The 11,451-nt window shown below is 69.3% G+C and carries 9 protein-coding genes; 5 read left to right on the top strand and 4 right to left on the bottom strand.

Going from position 1 to position 11,451, the window contains the following annotated elements; genetic code table 11:
* Positions 1 to 24: 24 nt before the first annotated feature.
* From QF037_RS50130 to QF037_RS50145, 4 genes are all read left to right on the top strand, one after another.
* A complete protein-coding gene (locus tag QF037_RS50130; protein ID WP_307038312.1) occupies positions 25 to 1,266 on the top strand; it encodes a cytochrome P450 in 1,242 nt (413 codons plus the stop codon).
* Positions 1,267 to 1,302: 36 nt separating this feature from the next.
* Positions 1,303 to 2,046 (top strand): nuclear transport factor 2 family protein, encoded by a 744-nt coding sequence (locus QF037_RS50135; protein ID WP_307038313.1) that lies wholly within the window; start codon positions 1,303 to 1,305, stop codon positions 2,044 to 2,046.
* 14 nt (positions 2,047 to 2,060) lie between these two features.
* Complete coding sequence (locus tag QF037_RS50140) at positions 2,061 to 3,023, top strand: bifunctional transcriptional activator/DNA repair enzyme AdaA (protein ID WP_307038314.1); 963 nt, start codon at positions 2,061 to 2,063, stop codon at positions 3,021 to 3,023.
* Between the two features lie 373 nt (positions 3,024 to 3,396).
* Positions 3,397 to 5,079: an FAD-binding oxidoreductase gene (locus QF037_RS50145; protein WP_307038315.1), complete on the top strand. Its 1,683-nt coding sequence runs from the start codon at positions 3,397 to 3,399 to the stop codon at positions 5,077 to 5,079.
* Between the two features lie 64 nt (positions 5,080 to 5,143).
* On the opposite strand, the gene QF037_RS50150 is transcribed toward QF037_RS50145, so the two are convergent.
* On the bottom strand, positions 5,144 to 7,108 hold the full coding sequence (locus QF037_RS50150) for an FAD/NAD(P)-binding protein (RefSeq protein ID WP_307038316.1): 1,965 nt from the start codon (positions 7,106 to 7,108) through the stop codon (positions 5,144 to 5,146).
* A 414-nt stretch (positions 7,109 to 7,522) separates the two neighbouring features.
* On the opposite strand from QF037_RS50150, the gene QF037_RS50155 reads away from it, so the two are divergent.
* Positions 7,523 to 7,813: an acyl carrier protein gene (locus QF037_RS50155; RefSeq protein ID WP_307038317.1), complete on the top strand. Its 291-nt coding sequence runs from the start codon at positions 7,523 to 7,525 to the stop codon at positions 7,811 to 7,813.
* A gap of 83 nt (positions 7,814 to 7,896) precedes the next feature.
* Here QF037_RS50155 and fdxA read toward each other — a convergent pair whose 3' ends face one another.
* From fdxA to QF037_RS50170, 3 genes are all read right to left on the bottom strand, one after another.
* Complete coding sequence (fdxA, locus tag QF037_RS50160) at positions 7,897 to 8,217, bottom strand: ferredoxin (protein WP_307038318.1); 321 nt, start codon at positions 8,215 to 8,217, stop codon at positions 7,897 to 7,899.
* A 74-nt stretch (positions 8,218 to 8,291) separates the two neighbouring features.
* The gene (locus tag QF037_RS50165; RefSeq protein ID WP_307038319.1) at positions 8,292 to 9,317 is read right to left on the bottom strand and encodes a 2-oxoacid:ferredoxin oxidoreductase subunit beta; all 1,026 of its coding nucleotides are present in this window, start codon (positions 9,315 to 9,317) and stop codon (positions 8,292 to 8,294) included.
* Positions 9,307 to 11,175 carry a 2-oxoacid:acceptor oxidoreductase subunit alpha gene (locus QF037_RS50170; protein WP_307038320.1) on the bottom strand — a complete coding sequence of 623 codons (1,869 nt, stop codon included), beginning with the start codon at positions 11,173 to 11,175 and terminating at the stop codon, positions 9,307 to 9,309. Before QF037_RS50170 ends, QF037_RS50165 begins: the two co-directional genes overlap by 11 nt.
* Between the last annotated feature and the right edge of the window lie 276 nt (positions 11,176 to 11,451).

The following is an 11,451-nucleotide window of genomic DNA, read 5'->3' on the forward strand; positions in this document are numbered from 1 at the left end:
CAAACAACTCCAAGCGGAGGACATGTGAGCGGCACGACGACGACGCGGGCTGGTGCCGGGGGCATGCTCGGCTTCGACCCCACCGACCCCGGTTTCCAGCAGGACCCCTACCAGCACTACCGGCGGCTGCGGGAAAGCACCCCCGTCTTCCGCAGCCCGGCGGGCTTCTGGGTGCTCACCCGGCACCGGGAGTGCGACCTCGTCATGAGGGACGAGCGGTTCGGCTATCCGTCGCCCGCGGCGACGGCCCCGGACACGCCCGACGGGACGGCACTGCCCGGCGGATTCGCCGATCAGCGCCACATGCTCATCTTCATGAACCCGCCGGACCACACCCGGATGCGCCGCGTCCTGCGCGACACCTTTGGACCGCGCGTCATGCGCAGCGCCAACGGCTACATCGAGCAACGGACCGGGCAACTCCTCGACGAGGCCCTGCACAACGGCCCCGAGTTCGACCTGATCACCGCCCTCGCGCACCGGCTGCCGTTCGGAGTCATCTGCCACCTGCTCGGGGTGCCGGAGCCCGACCACCTGATGATCGAGAAGTGGGCGCAGGACTACCTGGCCGGCGTGAGCCCCTCGTTCACCGTCTCCCAGGCCAACCACCAGGCCAGGGACGAGGCACTGACCGGGCTCAACGACTACTTCCTCGCGCTGGCGGCAGAGCGGCGCCGCGCACCGGGAGAGGACGTGCTGAGCCGCCTCGCGGCCGCGGCCGACCAGGGGGAGATCAGCGAACAGGAGCTCCTGGGCACCTGCATCCTGCTGTTCATCGCCGGACACGGCACGACCACCAACCTCATCGGCAACGGCGCCCTCGCCCTGCTGCGACACCCCGAGCAGCTCGCCCGGTTCCGCAGCGAACCGGAACTGGCGGCCAGCGCCGTCGAGGAACTCCTGCGCTACGACTCGCCCTCCCACCTGTCCATCCGGGTGGCATTCGAGGACGTCGACCTCGGCGAGGGCAACGTGGTCGGCGCGGGCGAACAGGTCATCGCCGTCCGGGGCGCCGCCAACCGCGACCCCGACGCCTTCCCGGACCCGGACACCCTCGACCTCGGCCGCACCGACAACCGGCACCTCAGCTTCGCCTCGGGCATCCACGTCTGCTTCGGCGCGCCCCTGGCCCGCACCCAGGGCAAGGTCGCCCTCGGCACGCTCTTCCGCCGGGCACCCGGGCTGACGCTGGCCGCCGATCGGTTCGAGTACAAGCCCAGCCTGCTCTCCCGCGCACTGGAAGCCCTCCCGGTCACCACCGGCTGAATCCTGCGGCAACCACCCTCAACCTTGGAGATTCTGATGAGTACCAAGAACCTCATCGTGGAAGGCGTGCTGGAGCTGACCGGCGGCGCCGACACCGACGGCGCCCTCGAGACGTACTACGCGCCCGACTTCATCCAGCACAGCCCGCTGTGCTCGGACGGCCCGGCGGGCCTGCGCCAGCTGACCGAGCGGGCCAAGAGCGCCGGCGCCCAGTACGAGCTGCTGCGCTCGATCGCCGAGGACGACCTGGTGCTGCTGCACGCCCGGGTCACCGGCCTCGCCGAGGTGCCGCTCATCCTGTTCAACCTGTACCGCGCCGGCGACAACAAGATCCAGGAGCACTGGGAGGCACTGGGCCCGGAGATCGGCCCGACCGCGTCCGGGCACGACATGGGCGACGGCCCCGCCGAGGTCACCGACCGCGACCGCACCGCCGCCAACAAGGAACTGGTCCGCCGCCTGATCGACGAGGTCTACGTCGGCGGCGACCTGGCCGCGCTCGACGGATACGTCAACGACGGCGAGTTGATCCGGCACGCCCCCGGAGTCACCGACGGTGTTGCCGGCCTGCGCGAGACGCTCGCCGGCGCGGACTACCTCAAGGTCCACCGGGTCCTCGCCGAGGGCAACTTCGTCTTCGCCCACTCCGAAGGCACCCTGAACGGCACACCGCACGCGTTCGGCGACCTCTTCCGCGTCGCGGACGGGAAGATCGTCGAGTACTGGGACATCAGGACCGAGATCCCCGAGCAACTGCCGCACAGCAACGGCATGTTCTGAGCGGGGGAGAGAAGATGAGGGCGGCGCCGGCACCGACACGGCCGCCGGCGGCCGCCGACGGTGACCTCTGCGCGTACGAGAGCGACGAACAACGCTGGCGAGCGGTCAGGGAACGCGACGACGCCGCCGACGGACGGTTCTACTACGCGGTCACGACGACCGGGATCTACAACAGGCCCTCGTGCGCGGCGCGCCTGGCCCGGCGGGAGAACGTGGAGTTCCACGCGTCGCTCGAGGAACTGCACACACGCGGCTACCGGCCCTGCCGCCGCTGCCAGCCGGGCGAGCCCGAGCCGAACCGGCTGCAAGCCGCCATCGTGGCCCGCACCTGCCTGCTGATGAACACGGCGGTGGCGCCACCGAACCTGGACGACCTGGCGCAGAGCGCCGGCTACAGCCGATTCCACTTCCACCGCATGTTCAAGTCACTGACCGGCCTGACCCCGCACGCCTACTGGACGGCGGTCCGGGCACAGCGGGTGCGCGAGGAGCTGATCCGCGCGCGGACCGTCTCCGACGCGATCTACCAGTCGGGCTTCACCACCACGGGCCAGTTCTACGCCGTCTCCTCGTCGATACTGGGCATGACCCCGCAGGAGTACCGCGCGGGCGGGGCGGGCCTGGAGATCCACTCGGCCATGGGCGCCACCGACGCGGACCCGGTACTGGTGGCCATGACGGCGACAGGAGTCTGCGCGGTTCTGGAGGGCCCGGAGCACGCGGCCCGCGCGCGGCTGGCGGAACTCTTCCCCTATGCGGTGCGCCGCGCCGACGACCGGGGCTTCGAAGCACGACTCGCCCACGCACTGGCTCACCCCGCGGCCGGGCATCCCGTCGATGCGCTTCTTCCGCGGGATGTCCGCCGAGTCTGCCGGCATGAACGGATCCGCCGACTGCTTTGCATCCATCTGGACCCGGCATCCGCCTCCGGTCCCGCCCCGGCCCCCGGCAAGGAGACGGCGCTGCACGTGAGCTGAGCGCCCGCACCACCGCACACAGCCCGCCCGTGACGTCTCGCGGGCGGGCTTCTTCATGCACCGTGGCGTGATCTTTCCTACGAGGCAACCGCCCATGTCCGCGGCGGACGAAGCCGGACCACGCCACGCGACGGTCAGCGTCACCCACCGTCCACGCGGCCGCCTTCGGCGTGAATCCGCAGGCCGCACACACCGTCGGGCCCGCTCCGTACGACTGTCCGCGAGCCCCCTCGCCGCGTTTGCCGGCCGCCCCGAGGATGCTCCGGGCGGGTGGGAAGGCCGCCGAGTACGAGCGCAATTTTCTGAGTGCCGGTGGCGTGAACCGATCTATAGCGTGGCCGTATTGACTCATCAGGACAAAGGGGTTGGCTCGATGGCTCGCCACGCTGAAGGTATCCACAGGCGGAACTTCCTCACCGGGGGCGCGGCTGCCGGAGGAGCCGCCCTCCTGACGGGAACGGCCCTCGCCTCACCGTCCGCAGCGGCTGACCAAGCCGTACCGGCGGCGGGGCCGATCACCACGGTGGCCCCCGGTGACAAGCGGTACAAGGACCTGGTGCAGGGCTGGAACCAGAGATGGTCCTCCGCACCCGAGAGGATCTGCCTTGCCGAGACGACCGCCCAGGTCCGCTCGGTCATCCAGGCGGCCGCGACCGCCGGGAAGCGCCTGACGGTGCGCAGCGGCGGCCACTGCTTCGAGGACTGGGTGTTCAACCCCGACGTACAGGTCATCCTCGACATGACCAGGATGGACCGGGTCTACTTCGACCCCGACAAGAACGCCGTCTGCGTCGAAGCCGGCGCGCAGGTGCTGAACGTGTACGAGCGCATGTACCGCACCTGGGGCGTCACCATCCCCGCCGGCACCTGCTTCCAGGTCGGCGTCGGCGGCCATGTCAGCGGCGGCGGCTGGGGCCTGCTCTGCCGCCAGATGGGGCTGGTCGTCGACCACCTGTACGGCGTCGAGGTCGTCTGCGTCGGCGCCGACGGCACGGCGACGGTCAAGGTCGCGACCCGCGAGCCGAACGACCCGAACCGTGACCTGTGGTGGGCCCACACCGGCGGCGGAGGCGGCAACTTCGGCGTCGTCACCCGCTTCTGGTTCCGCTCTCCCGGAGCGACCGGCACCAACCCCGCGAAACTGCTTCCGCAGCCGCCGGCCGAAGTGTTCCTGCACGCCACCGCCTGGCCCTGGGCCGATATGACCAAGGACCGCTTCGCACGGCTGGTCAAGAACTTCGGCGACTGGCACACCAAGAACCTCAAGTCCGGCACCGTCAACGACAACCTGACCAGCGTGCTGTGGCTGAACCACAAGTCGGCCGGCTACATCGGCCTGGTCACCCAGGTCGACGCGACCGTCCCGGACGCGCAGAAGATACTCGACGACTACCTCGGCGCCATCACCGCCGGCCTGGACGTGGCCCAGGAGCCGATGACCACCCCCATGGGCGAGGTGGCCGCGATGCCCGAACTCGCCGCGCCGCGCCGGATGCCCTGGCTCCAGGCCGCCCGCTACATCGGCACCACCAACCCGACGCTGAACGACCCCACCTTCAGGTCCGACTTCAAGTCCGCCTACTACCGCAAGACCATGCCGACGGCCCACATCGACGAGTTCTACCGGCACCTGACACGGGACGACCTGGTCAATCCCACCGCCGCCGTGCAGGTGAGCTCCTTCGGCGGCCAGGTCAACGCGGTCGCCCCGGACGCCACCGCCGCCCCGCACCGCGAAGCCGCGTTCAAGGCGGCCTGGGGACTGTGGTGGAACGACCCCGCGGCCGAGGACATCTCACTGCGCTGGATCCGCGAGTTCTACCACGGCGTCTTCGCCGCCACGGGCGGTGTCCCCGTCATCAACGACGTGACCGACGGCGCCTACGTCAACTACCCGGACATCGACCTGAGCGACCCGAAGTACAACACCTCCGGCGTGCCCTGGCACGACCTGTACTACAAGTCCGGCTACGCCCGCCTCCAGAAGGTCAAGCAGGCGTACGACCCGCGCGACTTCTTCCGCCACAGCCAGTCGGTGAAGCTGCCGACCACCTGACAGCGCCCGGTCGACCCGCCGCGCCCTCACCGTCCACCACGGTGAGGGCGCGGCGGGTATGCCGTCACGCCGCCTCGCTCCCGGCCGTCGCACCCGGCAGCGTGTACGCCGCTGCGGACGCCAGCGACAGCACGGCACGGGCGATCGCGTCGGAGTCGCCAAGCGTCACCGAGTTCACCCCGGGCCGGATACCGGCGGCCGTCACCCAGTGCACCGACTCGGTGGGCACGCCGTACGCGAACCGCCGCGGGTGCGCCCGGCCCGAGGCGTCCACCAGACGGTAGGGCCGCTCGGTGACCGCGAGACCACCCGTCTCGTACGTCCGGGTGCCGGGACCGTGGATGCGATAGCGGCTGCACTGGCCGGTCGCCCGCAGATGGAGCAGCAGCGGGTCGGCGGTGCGCCGCAGGTCGATGTCGGGCAGCCGGGCCTCGATCAGCACCCCGGCCCGCACCTCGGAACCGGGCACCTTCGGCGAGGACGCCACGAACTCCCCTGCCTCCTCGTCCAGTTCCATCCGCACGTCCGGGCCCACGATGGTGAGGACACCGGCCTCGATCAGCGCGATCATCTCCCGGATGCGGGAGGCGGGCGGCCCGATCGACAGGAACGCGTTGAGCGGGGTGTACCAGCGGTCGAGGTGGTCGCGGTGCGAGTCCGCGGTCAGACCGTTGTGGTCGATCAGCAGGCGTATCTCGTTGCGCAGATCCCGCAGCGCGTCCAGCGCCGACTTCAACGGCCCGGACACATTGCCCTCGAGAGCGTCCGCCACGTCCTGGCCCAGCCGCGTCAGCAGCCACTCCTGCCAGGCGGCCGGACTGTCGAACCGTGCCCCCTCGTCGGGACGGGTGATGCGCCCCCAGTCCCAACGGTCGGCGGCGGCCACCCCGTAGGCGTCCAGCACTTCGCCCTCCGCGGCGCTGTCCCACGGCGCGTCCAGCAACTCCTTGCGGAAGGCGTCCACGACCTGTGGCTCCTCCGTGCGGGCCAGCAGCGCGGTGTAGTAGACCGTCTCCGCCTCCTTGGCGATCAACGGCCAGATGTCGGCCCGGAAGTCCAGGCCGCCGCGGCGCGCGGCCCGCGCCCCCAACTCGGCCACCTTCGCCTCGTCCAGCAGCAGCGGGTGGTGCCGGCCGTGGGCACCCTTCTCGTTCTCGCCGCGCGCGTGGTACGGCACCCCGCGCCGGGAACCGGCGTGCAAGGCGGGCTCACGGCCCGAGGGCCGATAGACCAGCCGCCCGTCCACCTCCTCGTACACCCCACCGCGCCCCTGGGTGAACAGCGCCATGTAGTCGAAGAAGTTGAGCCCCAGCCCGCGCAGCAGCACCGGCTCACCCGCTCCGACGAACTCCAGGTCGATGTCGGCCGGATTGACCGGCCGCACATGCCTCAGCCCCAGAGCCTGCGCCTTCTTGTGCAGCCGGGCCAGCGCGTCCGGGTCCTCCGCCTCCACATGCCCCAGGGACAGCACCACCGCGTCCAGGCCGGTCAGTTCGCGGCCGTTCTCCAGCCGCACGGTCTGCGTCGCATCCGGCCCGTCCGCCGCGTCGTCCAGGGCGACGGCGCGAGTGTGGTGAACGACGATGTTGACGTGGAACGGGGCGAGCGCGACCACCCGGTTGAACACCCACTCCAGGTAGTGGCCGTAGAACGCGCGGGTCGGATACGTGTCGGGGCCCATCCCGCGCGCCTCCGCGTGAAAACCGTCGTCCAGACCGGACTCCCCGGGTTCCAGCGACGCCATGAGCTGCGCCCACTCGTACAGGCTCGGTCCGGTCTCCAGCGGGCCCTCCATCTCCACCGACTCGTCGGTGAAGAGAGTCACCTGGGAGGCGACGGTGTTCATCAGCAGATGCCGGGACTGGCTGCCGCGCCATACACGGCCCGAGCCCGGCCGCTCGGACTCGACCACGTGCACGGTGAGTCCGGTGTCCGGGGCGAGGGCGGCGTTGGCGCAGACGCGTGCCAGCACCGACAGGCCGCGGGGCCCGGTGCCGATGATGCACATGGTCAGTCGCTGGTTCCCCATCTGTTGCTCCTGCTCGGCGTAAAAAGGCGTGGAAAGGCATGGAAAGGCACGGCAAGGCGTTGACTCACGGGAGAGACGAGGGAGCCGCAACGGCCTGTCATGGCACGGCTCCGGTACGAGGGAAGCAAATCCTCTTTGCCGAATTCGGGTCAACGAATGGCTGCCTGAGGCACCGCGCCGGTGCCGCCAACCGAAAAAACGTGCCAGTGTTCTGCCGCACCACGAATGCCGTGGCGTCCTATTGCGCGGTCCTGGGCACACGCTCCACCGCGCTTTGCCATACGACTGTCATGTCGCCCGGCTCCGGCAGCGACGGGGCGAGCTTCAAGCCCGGCTTTAGCCCCCTTGCGGACACTGGCCGGACCCCGCCCTTTCAGGGCCCACACCCTGGCCGCCATCGCCGAGGAGCTCTCCATGACGACCCGTACCTCCGGGCAGGCCGCACTTGCCGCAGGGCTGCACGGCTGGCTCACCGCTCGTCTCGCGCTCTACCTCGACCGTCCCGAGGAATCCCTGGACGACCGCACCCCTCTCGTCACCTACGGCATGGACTCCGTGACGGCACTGAGCCTGTGCGGCGACCTGGAGGACGAGCACGGCCTGATCGTCGACCCGAACCTGGTCTGGGACCATCCCACGATCGCTGCCATCGTCGACCATCTGACACCACGTCTGACGACTCAGGGCATGGACTGGAACCTGTAACCACGTCGCCCTGGCCCCGCACAAACCGAAGCAGCGCGCGTCCGCCGACACACCGGCGGACGCGCGCTGCTCGTCACCACGGTTCAGACACTGAGGACGGGCGCCCCCTCGACCACCGGGTGGTCGCTGCCCAACGGGCCCGTCGCACTCGCCCCGCCCGGCGAGCCGACCGTCTCGAACACCTCGGCGTTGGCCGGGCCGAACGCACTCCATTGCTCCGGCAGATCGTCCTCGTAGAAGATCGCCTCGACCGGGCAGACCGGCTCGCACGCCCCGCAGTCCACGCATTCGTCCGGGTGGATGTAGAGCATGCGCGGTCCCTCGTAGATGCAGTCCACGGGGCATTCGTCGATACATGCCTTGTCCTTCACCTCGACGCAGGGCTGAGCGATGACGTACGCCATGAGGGGACTCCTCGGAAAGGAAAAGATAAGGAAAAGGAGAAGGGAACGGGGGAGGGGGAGGTGGAGGGGCGGGATTACACGCCGACGGTCCAGGTGTCGCCGCCGGCCAGCAGGGCGGCCAGGTCGCCCTTGCCGTTCTGTTCGATCGCCGCGTCCAGCTGGTCGGCCATCTGGATGTCGTAGACGGGACGTTCGACGTCGCGGAAGACACCGATCGGGGTGTGGTGGAGGGTGTCGGGGTCGGCGAGGCGGGAGAGGGCGAAGGCGGTGACGGGGGAGGGGGAGTGGGCGTCGTGGACGAGGATGTCCGCCGCGTTCTCCGGGGTCACGTCGACCACCTGGAGGCCGCCGGTGGTCACGTCGCGGACCACGCCGCGCGAGCCGTCGGTGCCGAAGCGGATGGGCTGCCCGTGTTCGAGGCGGATGACCGCTTCTTCGGCCTGCTGCCTGTCCTTGAGGACCTCGAAGGCGCCGTCGTTGAAGATGTTGCAGTTCTGGTAGATCTCGACGAGGGCCGTGCCGGGGTGGGCGGCGGCCTGGCGCAGGACCTCGGTGAGGTGTTTGCGGTCGGAGTCGACCGTGCGCGCCACGAAGGATGCTTCCGCGCCGATGGCCAGTGACACCGGGTTGAAGGGGGCGTCGAGGGATCCCATCGGTGTCGACTTCGTGATCTTGCCGACCTCCGACGTCGGGCTGTATTGGCCCTTCGTGAGGCCGTAGATCCGGTTGTTGAACAGGAGGATCTTGAGGTTGACGTTGCGGCGCAGGGCGTGGATGAGGTGGTTGCCGCCGATGGACAGGGCGTCGCCGTCGCCGGTGACCACCCATACGCTCAAGTCCCGCCTGGACGTGGCGAGTCCGGTCGCGATCGCCGGTGCACGGCCGTGGATCGAGTGCATGCCGTACGTGTCCATGTAGTACGGGAAGCGGGACGAGCAGCCGATGCCGGAGACGAAGACGATGTTCTCTTTGGCCAGGCCCAGTTCCGGCATGAAGCCCTGGACCGCGGCGAGGACCGCGTAGTCACCACAGCCGGGGCACCAGCGCACTTCCTGATCGGACTTGAAGTCCTTGGGCAGGAGGCGGAGTTCAGTGGTCATGGATCGTCGCCTCCAGTGCGTGGGCAAGCCGTTCTTCCTTGAACGGCATGCCGTTGACCTGAGTGAAGGGCCGTACGTCGACCAGGTAGCGGGCACGCAGCAGTGTCGACAGCTGGCCCAGGTTCATCTCGGGGACGACGACATGCTCGTACCGGCTGAGCACGGCGCCGAGATTCCGCGGGAACGGGTTGAGGTGGCGTAGGTGGGCCTGCGCGATGGACTCCCCGGCGGTCCGCAGTCGCCGTACCGCCGCCGTGATAGGTCCGTAGGTCGAGCCCCAGCCCAGGACGAGGGTGCGTGCCTCGTGCGGGTCGTCGACCTCCACATCCGGTACGTCGATGCCGTCGATCTTGGCCTGGCGGGTGCGGACCATGAAGTCGTGGTTGGCGGGGTCGTAGGAGATGTTGCCGGTGCCGTCCTGCTTCTCGATGCCGCCGATGCGGTGTTCCAGGCCCGGCGTGCCCGGGATCGCCCACGGGCGGGCCAGGGTCTGCGGATCGCGCTTGTACGGCCAGAAGACCTCGGTGCCGTCGTCCAGGGTGTGGTTCGGCCCCTGGGTGAACTGCACCGTCAGGTCGGGGAGTTCGTCGACGTCCGGGATCCGCCAGGGCTCGGAGCCGTTGGCCAGATAGCCGTCCGACAGGAGCATCACCGGCGTGCGGTACGTCAGTGCGATCCGGGCCGCCTCCAGCGCCGCGTCGAAGCAGTCCGCGGGCGTCTTCGGCGCGATCACCGGTACCGGCGCTTCGCCGTTGCGGCCGAACATCGCCTGGAGCAGGTCCGCTTGTTCGGTCTTGGTCGGCAGGCCGGTGGAGGGCCCGCCGCGCTGGATGTCGATCACCAGCAGCGGCAGCTCCAGCGACACCGCCAGACCGATCGTCTCCGACTTCAGGGCGACACCAGGGCCGGAGGTGGTGGTCACGGCGAAACTGCCGCCGAAGGCCGCGCCCAGCGCCGCCCCGATGCCGGCGATCTCGTCCTCGGCCTGGAAGGTGCGGACACCGAAGTTCTTGTGACGGCTCAGCTCGTGCAGGATGTCGGACGCCGGTGTGATCGGGTACGAGCCCAGGAACAGCGGCAGGTCCGCCTGGCGGGACGCGGAGATCAGTCCGTAGGACAGGGCCAGGTTCCCGGAGATGTTGCGGTAGGTGCCGGTGGGGAAGGCGGTGGCGGCGGGTGCGACTTCGTAGGAGACGGCGAAGTCCTCGGTGGTCTCGCCGAAGTTCCAGCCGGCGTGGAAGGCGGCCAGGTTCGCCTTCATGATCTCGGGTTTCTTGGCGAACTTGGTCTTCAGGAAGCGTTCGGTGCCCGCGGTCGGCCGGTGGTACATCCAGGAAAGGAGGCCGAGCGCGAACATGTTCTTGCTGCGTTCGGCCTCTTTGCGGCTGAGGTCGAATTCCTTGAGGGCCTCGACGGTCAGCGTGGTCAGCGGCACCGGATGGAGGCTGTAGCCGTCCAGGGAGCCGTCTTCCAGCGGCGAGGCCGCGTAGCCGACCTTCTGCATGGCCCGTTTGGTGAACTCGTCGGTGTTGACGATGATCTCGGCGCCGCGTGGCAGGTCGCCGATGTTGGCTTTGAGGGCGGCCGGGTTCATCGCGACCAGCACGTTCGGTGCGTCGCCCGGGGTCAGGATGTCGTGGTCGGCGAAGTGCAGCTGGAAGCTCGACACGCCCGGCAGGGTTCCGGCGGGTGCCCGGATCTCGGCGGGGAAGTTCGGCAGTGTGGACAGATCGTTGCCGAAGGTCGCTGTCTCGGAGGTGAAACGGTCACCGGTGAGCTGCATACCGTCGCCCGAATCGCCCGCGAAGCGGATCACGACACGGTCGAGACGCGTAACTGGCTTGGCCTGAAGGCTCACTGTGGTCGGTCCCTCGCTTCATTGCGGACTCTCACGCGGCCGCCCATTCGACCGCCCCGGACTTGTGAAGGGCTAAATCCGCCAGAACCCATCTCGTCGCCAGGTGACCGTGAAATGGCTGGAACGAGGTCCTCCACCGGGTTCCCGGCCTGGTCGGAGGGGCTGGAGCGGCCGACGGGGGCGAACCGGACGGCCGGATTCTTCAGAGGGCCTTAAGTCATGGTCGAGTCACGGTCCCTAGCGTTCAGTCGCACACCGTGGAGTACCGGGAGTACC

It is taken from the genome of Streptomyces canus (assembly GCF_030815415.1).
GTDB classification, from domain to species: Bacteria; Actinomycetota; Actinomycetes; order Streptomycetales; family Streptomycetaceae; genus Streptomyces; species Streptomyces canus_F.

Bases quoted from the DNA above. Each gene is read 5' to 3' on its own strand.
- QF037_RS50135 (WP_307038313.1), top strand. From the start codon at position 1,303: ATGAGTACCAAGAACCTCATCGTGGAAGGCGTGCTGGAGCTGACCGGC.
- QF037_RS50140 (WP_307038314.1), top strand. From the start codon at position 2,061: ATGAGGGCGGCGCCGGCACCGACACGGCCGCCGGCGGCCGCCGACGGT.
- QF037_RS50145 (WP_307038315.1), top strand. From the start codon at position 3,397: ATGGCTCGCCACGCTGAAGGTATCCACAGGCGGAACTTCCTCACCGGG.
- QF037_RS50150 (WP_307038316.1), bottom strand. From the start codon at position 7,108: ATGGGGAACCAGCGACTGACCATGTGCATCATCGGCACCGGGCCCCGC.
- QF037_RS50155 (WP_307038317.1), top strand. From the start codon at position 7,523: ATGACGACCCGTACCTCCGGGCAGGCCGCACTTGCCGCAGGGCTGCAC.
- fdxA (WP_307038318.1), bottom strand. From the start codon at position 8,217: ATGGCGTACGTCATCGCTCAGCCCTGCGTCGAGGTGAAGGACAAGGCA.
- QF037_RS50165 (WP_307038319.1), bottom strand. From the start codon at position 9,317: ATGACCACTGAACTCCGCCTCCTGCCCAAGGACTTCAAGTCCGATCAG.